Raw genomic sequence first — 21357 nt, forward strand, 5'->3', positions numbered from 1 at the left:
GCGTGAAAGATCCTCGAAGGGCTTCGGAAAGACGGCTCGGAGAGACTCCTGTACGGGGCGGGCGACCGACGGGGGACACGCGGCGCCCGCCCCGCCCCCACCGCGGCCGCCCCACCTCGTACGGCACCCGGCCGCCGCCCGGGCCCGGTCCACGGGATTGGCCGGATCTCGATGTCCGGGGTCCCGATGCCTCCCGACGGCGCAGGTCGGCGTTGCCCGGCAGTCGGCCCTGGACTACGTTCTGTGAATGCTCACCCCACGGCCCCGGTTCCGCCTGCTCGGACCGCTGGACGTCGAGATCGACGGACGGGCCGTCGTCCTCACCGGCCGGCAACGCGCGCTGTGCGCCGTGCTCCTGCTGCACGCCAACCACGTGGTCTCCGTCGACCGGCTGATTCAGTGCCTGTGGGACGACCGGCCGCCCGGCGCGGGCGCGGCCCGGGTACGGGCCCTCGTCGCGGAGGTCCGGCGCGCCCTCGGCCCGGCGGGGCCCGAGCTGCTGACCACCCGGCGGCCCGGCTACGTGCTGCACGTGGGCCCGGACGACCTCGATCTGCTGGCCTTCGAGAACCTCATCAGGGACGCCTCGCGGGCCGCGGCCGACGGCGACTGGCGAACGGCCCGGCGCAGCGGTGAACAGGCCCTCGCGCTCTGGCGGGACGATCCGCTGCCCGACCTGTCGGAGGTCGCGGTGCGCGAGGCCGAACGCCAACGCCTCGCCGAACTGCACCTCGTGGCCCGCGAGGCAGTGGCCGAGGCCGGGATCGAGACCGGCCGGCACCGTGAGGCCATCGCCGAACTCCTCCGGCTGACCGCCGCCCACCCGCTGCGCGAGCGGCCGCACGGCCTGCTGATGCGTGCCCTGCACCAGGACGGCCGCAGCGCCGAGGCCCTGGAGCTGTACACCGCGCTGCGCCGGCGGCTGGTGGACGAACTCGGCATGGAGCCCTCGGCCGACCTCAGGGACCTGCACCAACGGCTGCTGCGCGGCGGGGGCGGCGCCGCCGTCACCGCGCCCGAGCGGCCCGGTCCGGCGTCCGACCGTCCCGTGCCCCGTCAACTCCCGCCCACGCCACGCCGGTTCGTCGGCCGCGACGCCGAACTCGGCCGCCTCGACTCCTGTCTGCGCACCTCGGAGCCGCTCGCCCTGATCGTGGGGCCGGCGGGCGTCGGCAAGAGCGCGCTGGCGCTGAACTGGGCCCACCGGGTGGCCGACCGCTTCCCCGACGGCCAGCTCTTCCTCGACATGCGGGGCTTCGACAACGCCGAGCCGATGACGCCCGGCGAGGCCCTGCCGCTGCTCCTCCAGGGCCTGGGCTGCGCGCCGCGCGACATCCCGCTGGGCGCCGAGGCACAGACCGCGCTGTACCGGACGCTGCTCGCGGACCGCAGGGTGCTGGTGGTCCTCGACGACGTGGCCGACGCGTCATACGTACGCAGGCTGCTGCCCGCCTCGGCGGGCTCGTTGACGCTGGTGACGAGCCGCGACAAGCTCAGCGGCCTGGTCACCCTGGACGGTGCCTACCGGGTGTCCTGCGACGTCCTGGACAACGCCGCCGCGCTGGAGCTGATCAGCGGCGCGGTCGGCGCGGAGGCCGTCGCCGCCGATCCGGAGGCCGCCGCCCGGCTCGTCGAGCTCTGCGACCACCTGCCGCTCGCCCTGTGCGTCGCGGGCTCCTGGATCGGCGACCGGCCGGGCAGCATCCGGGCGTACGTCCGTGACCTGGCGGACCGGGGGCGACTGGCCCGGCTGCATGTCGAGGGCGAGGAGTCCGTCGCCGTACGGGCCGCGCTCGACCTGTCGTACGGGGTGCTGTCGGCGCAGGCCCGGCAGGCCTTCCGCTCGCTGGGCGTGCTGCCGGGCACCGGCCGGTCGGTCCCGGCGGCCGCCGCGGCCGCCGGGACCGACGAACATCGCCTGGCCGACCTGTTGCGGCTGGCCCAGCGGGTCCATCTGCTGCGCGACGTCGAACACGGCCGTCCGGCCTGGCACGACCTCGTGCACGAGTACGCCCGTGACCGGACGGCCGCCGAGGACTCCGCCGAGGAGCGGGCCGCCGCCGTCACCCGGGTCCTCGACCACTACCTCCAGAGCGTCGTCAACGCGGCCGCCGCGGCCGGTCTGTACGTCATGCGCAACCGCCCGTCCGCCGTCGAGGGCTCCCTGCCGCGGGAGTTCGCGGGCGCCGACGAGGCGTACACCTGGTTCGACGGCGAGTGGGACGACATCGCGGCCGCGATCGGACACGCCGCCGAGCACGGTCCCGTGCGGTACGTGTGGTGGCTGGTGGACGCGCTCCAGGACCTCTTCCACCACCGCAGGCCGCTCTCCGACTGGATGCGGCTGGCCACCCTCGCCCGGGAGGTGGCCGCGCGCGACGGGGACGAGGTCGGCCAGGCCTCCATGTGCCTGTCCCTGGGCAGCGCCCGCTGGCGCAACGGGGATCTGCGGGGCGCCCTGAAGGAGTACGAGGAGGCGGAGGAACTGGCCCGCCGGGCCGGCTGGGCGTACGGCGAGGCCGGCAGCCTCCAGGGCAAGGGCGTCACCCTCAAGCTGCTGGGCGAGCTGCGCCGCGCGCTGCCCTGCTACGACCGTGCCCTCGCGCTCTACCGCACCCTGGACAACGTCAAGAACGTGGAGATCATGCTGATCAACACGGCATCCCTGAATCTCGCCCTGGGCCGGCTCGAGGCGGCCGAGCAGGCGGCGTGCGCGGCCCTCGACCTGATCGGCGACACGGTCCACCACAACCGTGCGATGGCCCTCGTCAACCTCGCCCTGGTCCGGCAGAAACAGGCCCGGTTCGACGAGGCGGCGGCGGCACTGCGCAGCTGCTTCCTGGTCTCCCGTGACTCCGGCTCCACCTACACGGAGGCGGTGGCCCTGGAGGCACTGGGCCGGGTCCGCGCCGACGCCGGCCGCGACGACCTCGCGCTGCTCGCCTACGAGGACGCCCTCGCCGTCTCCCGGCGGGTGGAGAACCGCAACTGCCAGGTCGACAGCCTGGTCGGGCTCGCCTTGGTGAAGCTGCGTGCGGGCCGTGCCGAGGAGACGGCCGAACACCTCGACGCCGCGTTCGAGATCGCCGAGCGCACCGGTCACCGGGCGGGTCTCGTCGAGGTCCTGCTGGCCCGCGCCGACCTGGCCCGCGTCCAGGGCCGTCCGGCCGACGCCCTGGACCACCTGGGGCGCGCCGAACGCCTCGCGGCCGACGGCAACCCCCTCACCCTCCCGCGCGTCCACCTCACCACCGCCCTCGCGCTCCTCGACATGGCCCCCGATCCCGGTACCGCCCCAGAACCCGGTACCGCCCCCGTTCCCGGTACCGCCCCCGTTCCCGGTACCGCCCCCGATCTCGCTACCGCCCCCGCGCGGGCCCGGGACGCGGCGGCGCTGGCCGCGGAGCTCGCCCGGGAATCCGGCCAGCGTCTTCTGCACGCCCGTGCCACGGCGGCCCTGGCCTCCGCCCACGAGGCCCGGACCGACCCCGGCCCGGCGCAAGCGGCAAGGACACAGGCGGCAGCCCTGTACGCGACGCTGGGTGTCCGGCGTCCCCCGGGGACGCCCGCCGCGCACCGCCCGCCGCCCCACCACCGTCACCGTGAACTGCCCCCGGACGCCGAGTCCCGCCTCACCCTCTACCTGACCGAGCACTTCGACGGCTGAGCCGGCTCACACGGAGGTGGCGTACGCGCTGCCGAGCCGGAGCCGGGGGTCGCGGGCGAGGATCCGCTCGTGCAGGGACCGCAGTTCCGGGCCCGGTTCGCAGCCCAGGAGGTCGATCATCCGCAGGCGCAGCAACTGGAAGCAGTCCAGCGCGTCCGCCTGGCGGCCCCCGCGGTGCAGGGCGAGCATCAGCAGACCGGTGACCTTCTCGTCGAAGGGGTGCATCTCGGCCAGCCAGTGCAGCTGCGGCAGGCACTCCTCGTGCCGCCCCACGCGCAGATGCAGCTCGGTGCTGCCCACCAGCGCCTCCCGGTGCTCGCGCCGCAGCGTCACCCGCGTCGACTCCGCCCAGGCCGTGCGCACATCGGACAGCGGCTCGCCGCGCCACAGCTCCAGGGCCCGCGCGTAGAGGCCGAGAGCCGTCTCGGTGTCCCCGGTGCGGGCCTCCAGCTGCGCCTGCCGGACCAGGGTGCGGAACCGGGCGGTGTCGACGCAGGTCTCGTCGAGCGCGAGGACGTATCCGCCGCGCTTGCGGATCAGTTCGAAGCCCTCGGTGAGCCGCCCGTCGGCCCGCAGCGCCTTCCGCAGCCGGGTGGCCTGGATGTACAGGGCGTCGCGCGGGCGCTGGGGGCGGCGCTCCTGCCACACGCGCTCGATCAGCGACTCGTCGGCGACGAACGCGCCGGGGGTCCAGGCCAGCGCCGCCAGCAGCAGTTTGGTGCCGTGCGGGAGCGGCAGTTTGTCGCCGGAGCGGGCCCGTGCCTCGACGCAGCCCAGCAGCTGGATTTCCATGTACCCCCCGTAACTCGAACCACTCGAGTCACCACTGTGCGCGCGGGGTGTTCGGCTGGCGCATGGATGCTGCACGGCTCCCGCCGGCTTGCTGGTGCCGGCCTGTTGTCGGCCGCTCGGTGTTGCCGGGCGCGGTGGGGTGCGGGCGGGGTCGCGGTGCGTCGGCGGGTGCGGGCGCGTCGTGGCCGGTCGCGCGGTTCCCCGCGCCCCTGGCGGGCCCTGCGGGCCCGTCGGAATGAGTGAAGGCCCGCGCTGGGTGAGCGCGGGCCTTCGTCCCCTGGACCGGACTTTCGTGGGCTCGGGTCAATGGGCCGAGAACGTCCGCTCCGCAAGGGGGCGGCTGACGAAAAGGGGTGTGTCAGGCCGCCGCCTCGGGGTCCTTGGCGAGACGGGGAGCCGGCACGGTGGCCGGGACGTCCGCCGTCTCCGGGTAGTGGCACGCCGTCAGGTGGCCCGGCTTGTTGCCCTCGACCTGCACCAGCGGCGGCGCCTCGGTCGCGCACTTCTCCGTCGCCTTCCAGCAGCGGGTGCGGAAGCGGCAGCCGGAGGGCGGGTTGATGGGCGAGGGTACGTCACCGACGAGACGGATGCGCTCGGGGCCCGCCTCTCCCTCGTCCCGCACGGTGGCCTCGGGCACGGCGGACAGCAGCGCCCGGGTGTACGGGTGACGCGGGTTGCCGTACAGGTCGTCGCGGTCGGCGATCTCGACGATCCGGCCGAGGTACATGACGGCCACGCGCTGCGAGAAGTGCCGTACGACGGCCAGGTCGTGGGCGATGAAGACGAACGCGATGCCCAGGTCCCGCTGGACCTTCTGGAGCAGGTTGACGACCTGCGCCTGGATCGACACGTCGAGCGCGGAGACCGGCTCGTCGGCCACGATCAGCTTCGGCTCCAGGGCCAGCGCGCGGGCGACGCCGATGCGCTGGCGCTGGCCGCCGGAGAACTCGTGCGGGAAGCGGTTGTAGTGCTCGGGGTTGAGACCCACGATCTCCAGCAGCTCCCGCACGCGCGCCTCGCGCCCGCCGGCCGGGTTGATGTCGTTGATCTCCATGGGCCCGGAGATGATCTTGCCGACCGTCTGGCGCGGGTTCAGCGACGCGTAGGGGTCCTGGAAGATCATCTGGATCTCGGACCGGATCGGGGCGAGCTGCTTGCGGCCCGCGTGCGTGATGTCCTGGCCGCGGTAGGAGATCCGGCCGCCCGTCGGCTCCAGCAGCCGGGTGATCAGCCGGCCCGTCGTCGACTTGCCGCAGCCGGACTCGCCGACCAGGCCCAGGCTCTCGCCCTCGGCGACCTGGAAGTCCAGCCCGTCGACGGCCTGCACGGCGCCGATCGTACGCCGGATCGGGAAGCCGCCCTTGATCGGGAAGTGCTTGGTGAGCCCGGAGACGTCCAGGAGGGGAGTGGTGCTGCTCATGGTGGTGAAATCCCGTCTCTTGTACGTCAGTTCGCGGCGCTGCCGGCGAGGTCGGAGAAGTACTCGGCGCGCTGGTCGGCGGTCAGGTGGCAGGCGGAACCCCGGCCGTTCGTGACCTCCAGCGGCGGCTGCTCCGTGGAGCACAGGCCCCCTTCGACCTTCTCGGCGAAGGTGCAGCGGGGGTGGAAGCGGCAGCCCGTGGGCGGGTTCAGCAGCGAGGGCGGCGAACCGGGGATCGGGTTGAGCGGGACGTCCACCGGGTGGTCCAGGCTCGGCATCGAGCTCAGCAGGCCCAGCGTGTAGGGGTGCTGCGGGCTCCGCAGCACCTCCTTCTTGGTGCCCCGCTCCACGCACCGGCCGCCGTACATCACCAGTACGTCGTCGGCGATGTCGGCGATGACGCCCAGGTCGTGCGTGATGAAGATGATCGCCGTGCCGAACTCCTGCTGGAGGTCCTTCAGCAGGTCCATGATCTGGGCCTGCACGGTCACGTCCAGGGCCGTGGTCGGCTCGTCGGCGATCAGCAGTTCCGGGTCGCAGACCAGTGCCATCGCGATCATCGCGCGCTGGCGCATACCGCCGGAGAACTGGTGCGGGTAGTCGTCCACCCGGACCTCCGGCTGGGGGATGCCCACCCGCCGCAGCATCTCGATCGCCCGGGCACGCGCCTGGCTCTTGGAGGCGCCGGTGTGCTTGCGGTACGTCTCGCTGATCTGCTTGCCGATCGTGTGGTACGGCGACAGCGAGGCCAGCGCGTCCTGGAAGATCATCGACATCTTGTTGCCGCGCAGCCGCTCCAGCTCCCGCTCGGAGGCGGTCAGCAGCTCCTTGTCGTCCAGCACGACCTCACCCTCGATGGCGGTGCGGTCGCGGTCGTGCAGACCCAGGATGGCCAGGTTGGTGACCGACTTGCCGGAACCCGACTCGCCCACGATGCCGAGCGTCTTGCCCTTCAGCAGGTCGAAGGAGAGCCCGTCGACGGCCTTGACGATGCCGTCCTCGGTGGAGAAATGGACTTTCAGGTCCCTGACGGAGAGGAAGGGCTGCTGATCGGTGCTCGTCACGGGGACGCTCCTGGGGGGTGATGCGAGAGGTAGGGGGCTTGGCGGAGGTCAGGCGAGCCGGATCCGCGGGTCGATGAGAGCGTAGACGGCATCGACGATGATGTTGAAGAACACGATCGCGCCCGCGGCCAGGATGGTCACACCCAGCAGCATGGGCAGGTCGCTCTGGTCCACGGACTTCACCGCGAGCCGGCCGATCCCCGGGAGGCTGAAGGTCTGCTCGGTGATGATGGCGCCGCCGATCAGCGTGCCGAGGTCGATGCCGAACACCGTGACGATGGGGCCCATCGCGCCGCGCCAGGCGAACCGGAAGAACACGTTCGCCCGGGACAGGCCCTTGGCGCGGGCGGTACGGACGTAGTCCTCGCTCAGTTGCTCCACGAGCTGGGAGCGGGTCATACGGGTGTAGTTGGCGGTGAAGATGATCGCCAGGACCAGCCAGGGCAGCAGCAGTCCCGAGAACCAGGCGACCGGGTCGTCGGTGAAGGGGGTCCACGAGGGCTGGTCGAGCCATCCCAGCTGTGCCACGAAGTAGTACATCGCGATGTAGCCGACGAAGTAGATCTGGAGCGAGGAACCGAGCAGCGACGCGGAGCTGGCCGCCTTGTCCAGGAACTTGCCCTGCTTGAGGGCCGCGAGCATGCCCGCGCCGACACCGAGCACCAGGAAGACGGCGGCCGCGCCGAAGGCGAGCGAGAGCGTCGTCGGCAGGCGGTCCATGATCGTGTCGAAGACCGGCACGTTGTTGGCGAAGGAGTATCCGAAGCAGGGCGCGTCGCAGTACCCGTAACCGGCGTAGTCGCGACCGGCGAATACGCCCTTCAGCCAGTACCAGTACTGCACCGGGATGGAGTGGTCGATGCCCAGGTTCTTCCGGATCTGCGCGAGGTTCTCCGGCGTGCAGTTCTTGCCGCAGGACATCATGGCGGGGTCACGCGGGACGGCGTAGAAGAGCCAGAAGGTGATGGCGCTGATGATCAGGAGGATGACCAGCGCGCCGGTGACCCGGCGGACAAGGAAGCGGAACATGAGGCGTGACTTTCCGGACGGGGCGCCGTCGCCGCGGTAAGGAGAGGGGGGTGGACCGCAGGGGGTGGCCGCGGTGACGGCCACCCCCGGGGGGCGTGCGCTTACTTCTTGGCGTAGAGCTTGCAGAGTGCGACGCAGGTGTTGGCGTTGTCCCACAGGACGTTGCCGACCTTGGAGCCGTACAGGTAGTTACGGATCTTGTGGTAGTCCGGGACGACCGCCGCCAGCTCCATGATCATCTTGTCGATGTTGCCCCAGGCCTTGTTGGCCTCCTCGACGTCCGCGATCTGGGAGGCCGCGTCGATGGCCTTGTTGACGCTCGGGTCGTTCAGCTGGGCGTAGTTGCTGCGGCCGTCGCCGATGTTCTTGCCGCTCCAGCAGGGGTAGAACTGGGAGTAGCCGTTCGGCCAGTCCGGGCTCCAGCCGGCCGCGAACAGGTCGAAGTCGTTGTCGATCTTGCCGATCTGGGTGTAGAAGGTCGACTTGTCGACCTGCTTGTTGACGACCGTGAAGCCGGCCTCTTCCAGCGCGTTCTTGATGGCGACGGCGGTCTTCACCGCGGTGTCCGACTGCTGGTAGGCGATGACCAGCTTCTGGCCGACCTTGCCGGCCTCCTTCAGCAGGGCCTTGGCCTTCTCGGGGTTGCCGCCCGGCTTCTTGTCCACGCCGTACAGGTCGAACTTGGTGTAGCCGGGGGTCACCGGGGCGAAGATCGTGGTGGCGATCTCCTGGCTGTAGGCGCCGCCGCCGATGGTCTGGAGCTGCTGGTGCGGCCAGGCGTAGTTGATGGCCTGGCGGACCTTGAGGTCCGTGATGCGGGTCATGTTGATCGGCCAGTAGTAGGTGACCGTGTCGACCGCGGTGAGGACGCGCTTCTTCAGCTCGGCGTTGGTGAGGACCTGGGCGATGCGCTCGGGCGCGACCTCGTTGAAGATCGGCACGGCGTACTGGTCGGTGCCCTTGTCCGCGATCCAGCGGTCGGTCGAGGCGACCAGCTCGTAGCCCATCTGGAAGAGGTACTTGTCCGGGTACGCGTTGCGGATCGCGTCCGTCTTCGGGTCCCAGTGCTCGTTGCGCACGAAGGTCATCGACTTGCCGATGTTACGGCTCTCGATCTTGTACGGGCCGCAGGAGATCGGCTGCTTGTCGTACTTCTCCTTGGTGTCGTGCTTCTTCGGCACCAGGGAGTAAGCACGCATCGCGAGCGTGAAGTTGAAGTCGGCGCGGGCTTCCTTGAGACGGAAGGTGATGGTCTTCCCGTCGACCTCGATGGAGTCGAGGCTCTTGCCCTCGTACGGGCCCTTGTACTTGTCGCCACCGACCAGGAAGTCCTGGACGTAGCGCGGACCCTCGGTGACGAAGGTGGCGAAGAGGCGCTCGAAGGTGTGACGGAGGTCGTCCGAGGAGACCTCGACGCCGTCCTCCCACTTCAGACCGTCCTTCAGCGTGAAGGTCCAGGTCTTGCCGCCGTCCTTCATGGTGCCGGCGTCGGTCGCGGCGTCGCCGACCAGGGTGGCGTTGCCCTTGGCGTCCAGCTTGTAACCGGTCAGACCACGCATGATCGGCACGGTGATGGCGGCCTCGGTCGAGACGTAGATCTGCGCCGGGTCCATGTGGTCCATGTCGAACTGCTGGAGCGAGTAGATCGTCCCGCCCTTGACCGCGCCCGTGACCTCGGGGGCCGGACCGGTGGAGTCGGCCTTGGTGCCGACCGGGATCTCGACGGTCTTGGCCCCGGTGACCTTGGGGGCCTTGTCCTGCGAGGAGCCCCCCTCGCTGCCGCTGCTGCACGCGCTCAGCACCGACGTCGACGCCGCGGCAACGCCGGTGGCGATGAGGAAGTTTCTGCGCGAGAAGGACATGCTGCCTGCCTTGAAGTGGGAGTGATGAGAAAGGTCCGGCGTTCCGGCGTCCTTGCCGTGGTCCTCGAGAGGGCCGGAGCTAGCGCTTGGACTTGGGGTCGAGTGCGTCACGCACCGAGTCGCCGAGCAGGTTGAAGGCGAGGACGAAGATCACCATCGACAGGCCCGGGAAGAGCATGAAGGTGAGGTCCTCGGTGTAGAAACTTGCACCCCGCGCGATCATGACGCCCCAGTCCGGGGTCGGGTCGATCATGCCGACCCCGAGGAAGGCCAGACCCGCTTCAGCGGTGACGTACGCCGGGAGCATCAGCGTGGTCTGGATGATGATGGGCGTCCACAGGTTGGGCAGCAGCTCCTTGAAGACGATACGCCCCGGTGACGCGCCCGTGACCTTCGCGGCCTCGACGAACTCCCGTTCCCGCAGGCCCAGTACCTGGCCGCGCAGCAGCCGGGCGATGGACGCCCACCCGAACGCGGAGAGGACGATGATCAGGGCCGTGGCCCGCAGCCAGGTGGGGATCTCCTCGTCGGGAGCGACGAAGAGCCCGAACACGACCGGCATGAAGGCGATGAAGAAGAGCGTGGACGGGAACGACAGCAGGATGTCGATGACCCGGCCCACGAGATAGTCCGTCTTGCCGCCGAGGTAGCCCGCGGTGGTGCCGATGACCACACCGAGAACCACGGTGAGCACGGTGGCGGCGAGCGCGATGCCCAGCGAGTTGCGGATCGCGTAGAGCAGGAACGTGAAGACGTCCCGGCCGAGCTGGGGCTCGATGCCGAACCAGAACTCGGAGCTCATGCCGCCGTTCGGGCCGGACGGGTACGCGAACGGGTTCAGCAGCTCGGGACGCTGGCTGGCGTACGTCGTGTAGGGGTCCTTGCCGTACAGCTTGGCGATCAGCGGAGCGGCGAGCGCGATCACGAAGAAGGAGATCACGACATAGGCGGATATGACACCGGTGCGGTCGCGCTTGAAACGCTTCCATGCCAGTCGACCGGGAGAGCGGCCTTCATTGGCCTTCGGGGCGACGGAAGTGGCCGACTTCTCGACGCTCTCGTCGGTCACCTCAAGCGGGGCAGCCGCTGATGGAGTTGGGGGGGTCATGGTGCTCCTGGCCCAAGGGAGGGTCTGATGACTCCGCAGGGCACTCCCTACGGGCTACGCCGGACTTTTTCAACGCAATTCGTTCAAGGTCAATAAATTCTGGTCTCCCTTGGTTTTCTCTTTACTTTCTTTACCTGGACTTGACCATATCGTAGCTACGCGTGTAGCACGCCGTAATCGTTCCGTGTCTGAATTCGGACCAACTGCGCGAAACGGGCAAGGAGTTCGATATTCGGACGCCGGGGTGTCGGAATGCGTACATCCCGGGGTCACAATCCAACGGTTCGGCATCGGATGGCGAAGATCCGTTGCGCAGACACCGAAGATCCATTGCGACCTGCGAAGAAGATCCTTTTCGACCCCCGGCCGGGGGTCCCGCCGCCGCCCGGTGAGCGGGCCGTGTCCCCCGAATAGCCCCGCGATGACCTCCCGTTGGGCGCGGCCCGTGTGCGTCATGCACCTTTTAAGTTGATATTTACCGGTAATGGATCAGTGCTTCGGTGCTGACGGCAGAGCGCTCGGGTAAAGCGCGGTCAATGAGGAGGCATCCATGCGTGGAGCCACGCACGCCAAGTGGGCCGCATGCGCGGCGGCGGCAGCACTCGCGGCGACGGCGTGCGGGGGCGGGGGGAGCGACAGCGGCGGCGACGGCGGCGCGGTGCTCAGCTCCTCGTGGGGCGACCCGCAGAACCCGCTGGAGCCCGCCAACACCAACGAGGTGCAGGGCGGCAAGGTCCTCGACATGATCTTCCGCAGCCTGAAGAAGTACAACCCGGAGACCGGCGCGGCCGAGGACATGCTGGCCGAGAAGATCGAGACCACGGACTCGCAGAACTTCACGATCACCGTCAAGGACGGCTGGACGTTCAGCAATGGCGAAAAAGTGACGTCGAAATCCTTCGTCACCGCCTGGAACTTCGCCGCGAGTCTGAAGAACAACCAGAAGAACGCCTACTTCTTCGAGTACATCGACGGCTACACCGCGGCCCACCCCGCCAGTGGCTCCCAGACCACCGACGTCCTGTCCGGGCTCAAGGTCATCAACGACAGGACCTTCACCGTCAAGCTCAAGCAGAAGTTCTCCACCTTCCCCGACACCCTGGGCTACCCCGCCTACGCCCCGCTGCCGCAGGCCTTCTTCACCGACCACGCGAACTGGGTGAAGAAACCCATCGGAAACGGGCCGTACACGATCGACTCCTACACCAAGGGCTCCCAGATGGTCCTGAAGAAGTGGGACGGCTACCCCGGTGACGACAAGGCGGAGAACGGCGGCGTGACCCTGAAGGTCTACACCGACAACAACACCGCCTACACCGACCTGCTGGCCGGCAACCTCGACCTCGTCGACGACGTGCCCGCGGCCCAGCTGAAGAACGTCAAGAACGACCTCGGCGACCGCTATCTCAACACCCCGGCCGGCATCATCCAGACCCTGGCCTTCCCCTTCTACGACAAGAAGTGGAACGCCCCGGGCTCGGACAAGGTCCGTACCGGCCTCTCCCGCGCGATCGACCGCAAGCAGATCACCGAGACGATCTTCCAGAACACCCGCACCCCCGCCACCGACTGGACCTCCCCGGTGCTCGGCGAGGAGGGCGGCTTCAAGGAAGGCCTGTGCGGGGACGCCTGCGACTACGACCCCGCCGCGGCGAAGAAGCTCATCCAGGAGGGCGGCGGCCTGCCCGGCGGTCAGGTGAAGATCACATACAACGCGGACACCGGATCCCACAAACAGTGGGTCGACGCGGTCTGCAACTCGATCAACAACGCCCTCGACAACGACAAGGCCTGCGTCGGCAACCCGGTCGGCACCTTCGCGGACTTCCGCACCCAGATCGGCGACCGGAAGATGACCGGCCCCTTCCGGGCGGGGTGGCAGATGGACTACCCCCTCATCCAGAACTTCCTCCAGCCGCTCTACTACACGAACGCCTCCTCCAACGACGGCAAGTGGTCCAACAAGGACTTCGACTCGCTCGTCGACAAGGCCAACGCCGAGACCGACACCGCCAAGGCCGTGGAGACCTTCCAGCAGGCCGAGGAGGTCGTGCGCGACAACATGGCCGCCATCCCGCTCTGGTACCAGAACGGCAGCGCCGGCTACTCGGAGCGGCTCTCGAACGTCAAGCTCAACCCGTTCTCCGTGCCGGTCTACAACGAGATCAAGGTCAGCTGACCCGCCATGGGCCGGTATGTGATCCGGCGTCTGCTCCAGATGATCCCGGTGTTCATCGGTGCCACGCTGTTGATCTTCCTGATGGTGAACGTGATGGGCGACCCCATCGCGGGCCTGTGCGGTGACCGGGAGTGCGACCCGGCCACCGCCGCCCAGCTGAAGAAGGAGTTCGGCCTCGACAAGCCGGTCTGGCAGCAGTACCTGACCTACATGGGGAACGTCTTCACCGGAGACTTCGGTACGGCGTTCAACGGCCAGCCGGTCACCGAGCTGATGGCGACGGCCTTCCCGGTCACCATCCGGCTGACGATCGTCGCGATCCTCTTCGAGATCGTCATCGGCATCACCCTCGGCGTGGTGACGGGGCTGCGCCGCGGCCGGCCGGTCGACACCGGGGTCCTGCTCCTCACCCTCGTCGTGATCTCGGTCCCCACCTTCGTCACCGGCCTGCTGCTCCAGTTGCTGCTCGGCGTCGAATGGGGCTGGATCAAACCGTCGGTCTCCTCGGAGGCCACCTTCGGCGAGCTGATCGTGCCCGGCCTGGTGCTCGCCTCCGTCTCGCTGGCGTACGTCACCCGGCTGACCCGCACCTCGATCGCGGAGAACAAGCGGTCCGACTACGTCCGGACGGCCGTCGCCAAGGGACTGCCCCGCCGCCGGGTCGTCACCCGGCACTTGCTGCGCAACTCCCTCATCCCCGTGGTCACCTTCATCGGCACCGACATCGGGGCCCTGATGGGCGGCGCGATCGTCACCGAGCGCATCTTCAACATCCACGGCGTCGGCTTCCAGCTCTACCAGGGGATCCTCCGCCAGAACACCCAGACCGTCGTCGGCTTCGTGACCGTCCTCGTGCTGGTCTTCCTGGTGGCCAACCTGCTCGTCGACCTCCTGTACGCCGTACTCGACCCGAGGATCCGCTATGCCTGAGCCGACACCGGAGCACCACCTGCCGGGCGCCGGACGCACGCCGGAGGAGGGAGCCATCGCCGACACCGGCATGGGCGGCGCGATGGACCTGGCCACGGCCGAGGGCGAGACGCTGGAGAAGACACCCGGCGGGCCGCAGGGGACCGGGCCGTCCGAGAAGGCCCGGTCCCTGTGGTCCGACGCGTGGCGGGACCTGCGCCGCAACCCGGTCTTCATCATCTCCGGCCTGGTCATCCTCTTCCTGGTCTTCATCTCGCTGTGGCCCGGCTCCATCACCTGGCTGAGCCCCCTCAAGTGCGACCTCGCCAAGGCCCAGGAGGGCTCCCAGCCCGGCCACCCGTTCGGCTTCGACGGCCAGGGCTGCGACGTCTACACGCGCGTCGTCTACGGCGCCCGTACGTCGGTCACGGTCGGTGTCCTGGCCACGCTCGGCGTCGCCCTGCTCGGCAGCGTGCTGGGCGGTCTCGCCGGGTTCTTCGGCGGGGCGGGGGACTCGATCCTGTCCCGGATCACCGACATCTTCTTCGCCATCCCGGTCGTCCTCGGCGGCCTGGTCCTCCTCTCCGTCGTGACCAGCAATACGGTCTGGCCGGTCATCGGGTTCATGGTGCTGCTCGGCTGGCCCCAGATCTCCCGGATCGCCCGCGGCTCGGTGATCACCGTCAAGCAGAACGACTTCGTCCAGGCGGCCCGGGCCCTGGGCGCCTCCCACTCCCGGCTGCTGCTGCGGCACATCGCGCCGAACGCGGTCGCGCCGGTGATCGTCGTGGCGACCATCGCGCTCGGCACGTTCATCTCGCTGGAGGCGACCCTGTCCTACCTCGGCGTCGGACTGAAGCCGCCGACCGTCTCCTGGGGCATCGACATCTCCGCCGCCTCGCCCTACATCCGCAACGCCCCGCACGCCCTGCTGTGGCCCTCGGGCGCCCTGGCCCTCACCGTCCTGGCGTTCATCATGCTCGGCGACGCGGTGCGCGACGCCCTCGACCCGAAGCTGAGGTGACGGCCGGATGCTGCTCGAAGTACGCGACCTGCACGTGGAGTTCCGCACCCGGGACGGGATCGCCCGAGCCGTCAACGGCGTCAGCTACGGCGTGGACGCGGGCGAGACCCTCGCCGTGCTCGGCGAGTCCGGCTCCGGCAAGTCCGTCACCGCCCAGGCGATCATGGGGATCCTGGACATGCCGCCCGGCCGGATCACCGGCGGCGAGATCCTCTTCCGCGGCCAGGACCTGCTGCGCTTCAAGGAGGAGGAACGCCGCAAGGTCCGCGGCGCCGAGATGGCGATGATCTTCCAGGACGCCCTGTCGTCCCTGAACCCCGTGCTCTCGGTGGGCGACCAGCTCGGCGAGATGTTCGTCGTGCACCGGGGGATGTCCAGGAAGGACGCGCGGACCAAGGCCGTGGAGCTGATGGACCGGGTCCGTATCCCGGGCGCCCGGGAGCGGGTCAAGGACTACCCGCACCAGTTCTCCGGCGGTATGCGCCAGCGCATCATGATCGCCATGGCGATGGCCCTGGAACCGGCGCTCATCATCGCCGACGAGCCCACCACCGCCCTCGATGTCACCGTCCAGGCCCAGGTCATGGACCTGCTCGCGGAACTCCAGCGCGAGTTCCACATGGGCCTGATCCTCATCACCCACGACCTGGGCGTGGTCGCGGACGTCGCCGACCGGATCGCGGTGATGTACGCGGGCCGGATCGTCGAGTCGGCCCCGGTCCACGACATCTACAAGGCCCCGGCCCACCCGTACACCCGAGGCCTGCTCGACTCCATCCCGCGCCTGGACCAGAAGGGCCAGGAGCTCTACGCCATCAAGGGCCTGCCGCCCAACCTCATGCACATCCCGCCCGGCTGCGCCTTCAACCCGCGCTGTCCGATGGCCCAGGACATGTGCCGTACGGACGTGCCCCCGCTGTACGCGGTCACCGGGACCGACGCGGTCACCGAGGTCGACGAGTCCCCGGGGAACCGCACGAGCGCGTGCCACTTCTGGAGGGAGTGCCTGCATGGCTAGTTCCGTATCGGCCGAGCCGATCCTTGAGGTGAGCGGGCTGGTCAAGCACTATCCGCTCACCCAGGGCATCCTGTTCAAGAAGCAGGTCGGCGCGGTGAAGGCCGTCGACGGCGTCGACTTCACCCTGCACCGCGGCGAGACCCTGGGCATCGTCGGGGAGTCCGGCTGCGGCAAGTCCACGGTCGCCAAGATGCTGGTCAACCTGGAGAAGCCGACGGCGGGCGAGATCCGCTACAAGGGCGAGGACGTCACCGGCCTGTCGGGCAGGGCGCTGCGGGCGGTGCGGCGCAACATCCAGATGGTCTTCCAGGATCCGTACACCTCGCTCAACCCGCGCATGACCGTCGGCGACATCATCGGGGAGCCGTACGAGATCCACCCCGAGGTGGCGCCCAAGGGCGACCGGCGCAGGAAGGTCCAGGATCTGCTGGACGTCGTCGGGCTCAACCCGGAGTACATCAACCGCTATCCGCACCAGTTCTCCGGCGGCCAGCGGCAGCGCATCGGCATCGCGCGGGGGCTGGCGCTGCGCCCGGAGGTGATCGTCGCCGACGAGCCGGTGTCGGCGCTGGACGTGTCGGTCCAGGCGCAGGTGATCAACCTGCTGGACCGGCTCCAGAGCGAGTTCGAACTCTCCTACCTCTTCATCGCCCACGACCTCTCGATCGTCCGCCACATCTCGGACCGGGTGGGGGTGATGTACCTGGGCCGGATCGTGGAGATCGGCCGCGACGCCGAGATCTACGACCACCCGACGCACCCCTACACCCAGGCCCTGCTGTCCGCCGTCCCGGTACCGGACCCGGAGGCGCGGGAGCACCGGGAGCGGATCATCCTGGCGGGGGACGTGCCGTCGCCGACGAACATCCCCTCCGGCTGCCGTTTCCGCACCCGCTGCTGGAAGGCGGCGCAGCGGTGCGAGCTGGAGGTGCCGGCGCTGGCGGTCCCGGCGCAGTTCCGGCTCGAGACCGGCCCCGCGGCCCACGACTCGGCCTGTCACTTCGCGGAGGAGAAGCAGGTGGTCCCACCGGAGGAACCACCGGATGATCACACCAACGGCGGTGTATAGCAGCACATTTGCTGAGCAACCGCGTTAACACGCAGGCAACTTGACCGACCCGGTTCCGATATACGGACGGGCCACTCTGAACAGCGTACGGCCGTGCGGGTGCCGTAAACGGGCCGGGAGCGCCATGTCTCCCGGCCCGTTGCCGTGTCACGGCGTCACGCCGGCCCGAGGGAACGCTTCAGGAAGTCCGCCTGGAGCAGCAGCAGGTTCTCCGCGACCGTCTCCTGCGGGGTCATGTGCGTCACGCCGGACAGCGGGAGCACCTCGTGCGGGCGGCCGGCGGCCAGCAGGGCCGAGGAGAGCCGCAGCGAGTGGGCGACCACCACGTTGTCGTCCGCCAGCCCGTGCACGATCATCATCGGACGGTGCGGTCCGACGGCGTCGACCAGACCCTCGTCGTCGATCACCGAGTTGCGGCGGTAGACCTCGGGCTGCTCGGCCGGGTGGCCGACGTAGCGTTCCTGGTAGTGGGTGTCGTAGAGGCGCAGATCGGTGACCGGGGCGCCCACCACGGCCGCGTGGAAGACGTCCGGCCGGCGCAGTACCGCGAGGGCCGCCAGGTAGCCGCCGAAGGACCAGCCGCGGATGGCGACCCGGTTCAGGTCGAGCGGGAAGTCGGCGGCGAGCGCGTGCAGCGCGTCGACCTGGTCCTGCACGACGACCGCCGCGATCTCGTCGCGCACCGCCTTCTCCCAGGCGGGGGAGCGGCCCGGGGTGCCCCGCCCGTCGGCGACGACGACCGCGAAGCCCTGGTCGGCGAACCACTGCGAGGTCAGGTGCGCGTTGTGCGCGGCGACCACCCGCTGTCCGTGCGGGCCGCCGTACGGGTCCAGCAGAACCGGCAGGGGGGTGTCACCGGCGTAGTCCCGTGGCAAGAGCAGGGCGCATGGGATTTTCCGTGCGCCCCCCTCGGTGAGCACCACGCGCGGGGACAAACCCGGGTCTTCGGCGTATGACGTGACAATCGGCGCCTTCCCCCAGCCTCCGGCCGGGGGGACCCCCACCTCCCTTCGGTCGCCGTCGCGCAGCACCCGTGCCCGGGTGCCCGGCCGGTCGAGCGCCGCCGACACCAGGACGGTCACGTTCCCCGAGCGCACCGCCGAGTGCACCCCGGGTTCCTGGGAGAGGCGTTCGACGCCGAGTTCGTTGACGCGGTAGACGTGCACCTCGCCGGTCTCCGGCGCCGCCGCGTCCGCCCCGGCCGACGCGGCGACCAGCACGTCGTCGGACGTGACGTCCAGTACCGCACGCACGTGCAACTGGGCTCCCGTCAACGGGCGTTCCCCCACCGCCAGCACCCGGGCACCGCCCTCGTCGGCGATCCGGACCAACTGTCCCGACGGGCTCCAGCACGGCACCCCAGGGAAAAGATCGAGCCAAATCGGATCTTCGTCGGCGTGCACCATCCGGGTCGCCCCGGAGCCGGTGTCCACCGCGAGGAACAGCTGGCTGCGCTGGTCGCGCGCCTGAACGAGCAGCAGCGGCGCTCCCGCCCCTGACCAGTGCACTCGCGCCAGATACGGGTAGCGCGCCCGGTCCCAGACGACCTCCGTGCGCACCCCGTCGAGCCCGAACACGAACAGCCGCACCTCGGCGTTGGCCGTCCCGGCAGCCGGATAGGGCACGTGTTGTGGGTCACGTTTCGGCTGGGCCGGATCAGAGATCCACCACCGCTCCACCGGCGTGTCGTCCACCCGCGCGACCAGCAGCCGGTCCGACTCCGGAGCCCACCAGAACCCCCGCGAACGGCCCATCTCCTCGGCCGCGATGAACTCGGCCAATCCATAGGAAACCGTGTCCGATTCGGGCTCCGCCAGCGCCCGGTCGCCGTCGCCCTCGGCGCCCACCACCCGCAGGGCGCCCCCGACGACGTACGCGACGAGCCGCCCGTCGGGGGACGGACGGGGGTCGATCACCGGCCCAGGGACCGCGAGTTCGGTCGCCGTGCCGGCCCGCAGCTCCGCCGTGAAAAGCCGCCCTGACAAGGCGAAAGACGCCAGCTCGACGGCCTCGTCGGTGGCATAGCCGACGATCCCGGCGCCCCCCTCACGGCTGCGCTCGCGGCGGGCGCGCTCCTGCGGCGAGAGGTCCTCCGCGGCGCCGCCGAGGAGGGCGTAGGGATCGGCGGCCGGGCGCTCCGAGCCGTCCGCCGGGTCGAGGACCCACAGCGCGCCCGCGCGGTCCGTGCCGGAGCCTGAGCGCAGGAACACGACCCGGGAGCTGTCGGGGGCCACCGTGAAGGAACGCGGCGCGCCGAGGGTGAAACGCTGGGTGCGGGCGTGTCTGCGGGGGAAGGAGTCGGACTCGGTCGTCATCCCCCGACCATATTGGCCATGCGACCCCCTTGTGCGGCTGTGCGCCGCGAGATGCGCACCCACACATAGTTATGATCACTAGCGCAGTGTGGGTATGAACCTGCTGGCTGATGTATGGATTTACCCGTTCCCCTGGTCTGCTCTTGCCCCCACGTTTCCCGGGTCCTTGGAGGTGAACCGCCGTGGCACTCTCGATTTCGGCGGTGGTGCTGCTGGCGATCGTCGTCTTCTTGCTGGTCAAGAAGTCGGGACTGAAGGGCGGTCACGCGGTTGTCTGCATCCTGCTCGGCTTCTATCTCGCGTCCTCGACGATCGCGCCGACGATCAGCGACCTGACGACGAGCGTGGCGAGCATGATCGGCAGCATCAAGTTCTGACGGGTCCCGACCCTGCGTCTGCCCCTGCGCGGGAGATGTAGTCCTGCCTCGTAGGGTTGGCCCCATGACGGAACTCCCCGCCCCCGACCCCCGGCCGGGGGGAGCCCCGGCTCACGCCGCCCGGCGTCTGCTGCTGGTGCACGCGCACCCGGACGACGAGTCGATCAACAACGGCGCGACGATGGCCAGGTACGCGGCCGAGGGCGCGCGGGTGACGCTGGTCACCTGCACCCTCGGTGAGCGCGGCGAGGTCATCCCGCCAGAGCTGCGGCACCTGACCGGTGCCGCGCTGGGGGAGCACCGGCGCGGTGAGCTCGCCGCCGCCATGGCCGAACTCGGCGTCGACGACTTCCGCCTGCTCGGTGGGCCCGGCCGCTACGGCGACTCGGGAATGATGGGCCTCTCCGACAACGACGATCCCGCCTGCTTCTGGCGGGCCGACGTCGACGAGGCCGCCGCCTCCCTCGTCCAGGTCATCCTCGAGGTACGTCCCCAGGTCCTGGTCACCTACGACGACGACGGCGGCTACGGCCACCCCGACCACATCCAGGCCCACCGCGTCGCCATGCGGGCCGCGGAGCTGGCCGAGGACGCCGGGTGGCGCATCCCCAAGGTCTACTGGAACCGCGTCCCGCGCTCCGTCGCCGAGGCCGCCTTCGGCCGGCTCCGGGAGGAGCTGCCGGGGCTGCCCTTCGACAGGAGCGCCGACGTGTCCGACGTGCCGGGCGTGGTGGACGACGACCGGATCACCGCGGAGATCGACGGCGGCCCGGCGTACACCGCCGCCAAGGCCGCGGCGATGCGCGCGCACGCCACCCAGGTGGAAGTCGCGCCCGGCGAGCGGTACTTCGCCCTCTCCAACGAACTCGCCCAGCCCCTGTTCGCGACCGAGTACTACGAACTCGTCCGCGGGGAACCCGCCGGGAAGAGGGAGAACGACCTGTTCGCCGGTACCGGCGACGCGGCGGAGGTGGCGTGATGTCCGACCGTGGTTCGATGCTCGCGCAGCCGCTGCGGATGCCCCCCGCCGGACGGGCCGCCGCGTACGTGGGGCTGCTGCTGCTCGGTGCCGTCACCGGCCTCGCCGGGGCGCTCGTGCAGGCCGGCTGGTTCCCGGGCGGGCTGCTCCTGGCGCTCGCCGGGGCGGTCGGGCTCTTCCTCGGCGGAGCGCGGGCCCTGTCCAGCCGTGCCGGGGCCGTCGCGCCCGCGGCGGGCTGGATGATCTCCGTCATCCTGTGCACGGCGGGCCGTCCCGAGGGTGACTTCCTGTTCGGCGCGGGAGGCGGTTCCTACCTCTTCCTGCTCGGTGGCATGGCACTTGCTGTGATCTGCGCCACCATTGGTTTGGGGCGGCAACCGGTCGGCGGCGACGTCCGACTTGGCAAGTGACGTACCACTTCACCGTGGCGCGCCCGTGGGAGTCCCGTGGGGGTTTCCCAGGCGGTCGTGGGATACGGGCCAGAAGTGGCCAGTATGGTGGTGCGCGCCGCCGAGCTGCCCGTGAGGCCGTGCGGGCGGCGGAGC

General features: G+C 69.9%; 16 protein-coding genes. 9 read left to right on the forward strand and 7 right to left on the reverse strand.

Annotation, left to right across the window (positions count from 1 at the left end; translation table 11 throughout):
• Positions 1-247: 247 nt before the first annotated feature.
• Positions 248-3667, forward strand: a complete 3420-nt coding sequence (locus AOQ37_RS04480) for an AfsR/SARP family transcriptional regulator (RefSeq protein ID WP_062641258.1) — start codon at positions 248-250, stop codon at positions 3665-3667.
• A 6-nt stretch (positions 3668-3673) separates the two neighbouring features.
• Here the strand turns inward: AOQ37_RS04480 and AOQ37_RS04485 are convergent, their stop codons facing one another.
• The 6 genes from AOQ37_RS04485 to AOQ37_RS04510 form a co-directional block, all read right to left on the reverse strand.
• On the reverse strand, positions 3674-4459 hold the full coding sequence (locus AOQ37_RS04485) for an AfsR/SARP family transcriptional regulator (RefSeq protein ID WP_078889981.1): 786 nt from the start codon (positions 4457-4459) through the stop codon (positions 3674-3676).
• Positions 4460-4817: 358 nt separating this feature from the next.
• Complete coding sequence (locus tag AOQ37_RS04490) at positions 4818-5879, reverse strand: ABC transporter ATP-binding protein (RefSeq protein ID WP_062641260.1); 1062 nt, start codon at positions 5877-5879, stop codon at positions 4818-4820.
• 26 nt (positions 5880-5905) lie between these two features.
• A complete protein-coding gene (locus AOQ37_RS04495; RefSeq protein ID WP_062641261.1) occupies positions 5906-6943 on the reverse strand; it encodes an ABC transporter ATP-binding protein in 1038 nt (345 codons plus the stop codon).
• 48 nt (positions 6944-6991) lie between these two features.
• Positions 6992-7972 carry an ABC transporter permease gene (locus AOQ37_RS04500; RefSeq protein WP_062641263.1) on the reverse strand — a complete coding sequence of 327 codons (981 nt, stop codon included), beginning with the start codon at positions 7970-7972 and terminating at the stop codon, positions 6992-6994.
• Positions 7973-8073: 101 nt separating this feature from the next.
• Entirely contained in the window at positions 8074-9834 is a 1761-nt protein-coding gene (locus AOQ37_RS04505) for an ABC transporter substrate-binding protein (RefSeq protein WP_062641265.1), read from the reverse strand.
• 79 nt (positions 9835-9913) lie between these two features.
• A complete protein-coding gene (locus AOQ37_RS04510) occupies positions 9914-10903 on the reverse strand; it encodes an ABC transporter permease (RefSeq protein WP_062641267.1) in 990 nt (329 codons plus the stop codon).
• A gap of 589 nt (positions 10904-11492) precedes the next feature.
• On the opposite strand from AOQ37_RS04510, the gene AOQ37_RS04515 reads away from it, so the two are divergent.
• The 5 genes from AOQ37_RS04515 to AOQ37_RS04535 are packed head-to-tail and all read left to right on the forward strand — an operon-like array spanning position 11493 to position 17141.
• Positions 11493-13121 carry a peptide ABC transporter substrate-binding protein gene (locus tag AOQ37_RS04515; protein ID WP_062641268.1) on the forward strand — a complete coding sequence of 543 codons (1629 nt, stop codon included), beginning with the start codon at positions 11493-11495 and terminating at the stop codon, positions 13119-13121.
• A 6-nt stretch (positions 13122-13127) separates the two neighbouring features.
• Entirely contained in the window at positions 13128-14051 is a 924-nt protein-coding gene (locus AOQ37_RS04520; protein ID WP_062641271.1) for an ABC transporter permease, read from the forward strand.
• On the forward strand, positions 14044-15054 hold the full coding sequence (locus tag AOQ37_RS04525) for an ABC transporter permease (protein ID WP_062641273.1): 1011 nt from the start codon (positions 14044-14046) through the stop codon (positions 15052-15054). The genes AOQ37_RS04520 and AOQ37_RS04525 overlap by 8 nt, the downstream gene beginning before the upstream one ends.
• Before the next feature lie 7 nt (positions 15055-15061).
• Positions 15062-16072 carry an ABC transporter ATP-binding protein gene (locus AOQ37_RS04530; protein WP_062641274.1) on the forward strand — a complete coding sequence of 337 codons (1011 nt, stop codon included), beginning with the start codon at positions 15062-15064 and terminating at the stop codon, positions 16070-16072.
• Positions 16065-17141 (forward strand): ABC transporter ATP-binding protein, encoded by a 1077-nt coding sequence (locus AOQ37_RS04535; RefSeq protein ID WP_062641277.1) that lies wholly within the window; start codon positions 16065-16067, stop codon positions 17139-17141. The genes AOQ37_RS04530 and AOQ37_RS04535 overlap by 8 nt, the downstream gene beginning before the upstream one ends.
• A 155-nt stretch (positions 17142-17296) precedes the next feature.
• Here AOQ37_RS04535 and AOQ37_RS04540 read toward each other — a convergent pair whose 3' ends face one another.
• Complete coding sequence (locus tag AOQ37_RS04540; RefSeq protein WP_062641279.1) at positions 17297-19456, reverse strand: S9 family peptidase; 2160 nt, start codon at positions 19454-19456, stop codon at positions 17297-17299.
• 182 nt (positions 19457-19638) lie between these two features.
• Between AOQ37_RS04540 and AOQ37_RS04545 the strand changes: the two genes are divergently transcribed.
• The 3 genes from AOQ37_RS04545 to AOQ37_RS04555 all read left to right on the forward strand — a co-directional run bounded on the left by AOQ37_RS04545 (position 19639) and on the right by AOQ37_RS04555 (position 21222).
• Positions 19639-19833 carry a hypothetical protein gene (locus AOQ37_RS04545; protein WP_062641281.1) on the forward strand — a complete coding sequence of 65 codons (195 nt, stop codon included), beginning with the start codon at positions 19639-19641 and terminating at the stop codon, positions 19831-19833.
• Between the two features lie 64 nt (positions 19834-19897).
• Positions 19898-20812 carry an N-acetyl-1-D-myo-inositol-2-amino-2-deoxy-alpha-D-glucopyranoside deacetylase gene (gene mshB, locus AOQ37_RS04550; RefSeq protein ID WP_062641283.1) on the forward strand — a complete coding sequence of 305 codons (915 nt, stop codon included), beginning with the start codon at positions 19898-19900 and terminating at the stop codon, positions 20810-20812.
• Entirely contained in the window at positions 20812-21222 is a 411-nt protein-coding gene (locus AOQ37_RS04555; RefSeq protein ID WP_062641285.1) for a DUF6113 family protein, read from the forward strand. The genes mshB and AOQ37_RS04555 overlap by 1 nt, the downstream gene beginning before the upstream one ends.
• Positions 21223-21357: the final 135 nt, after the last annotated feature.

It is taken from the genome of Streptomyces maremycinicus (assembly GCF_001184025.1).
GTDB lineage: Bacteria > Actinomycetota > Actinomycetes > Streptomycetales > Streptomycetaceae > Streptomyces > Streptomyces maremycinicus.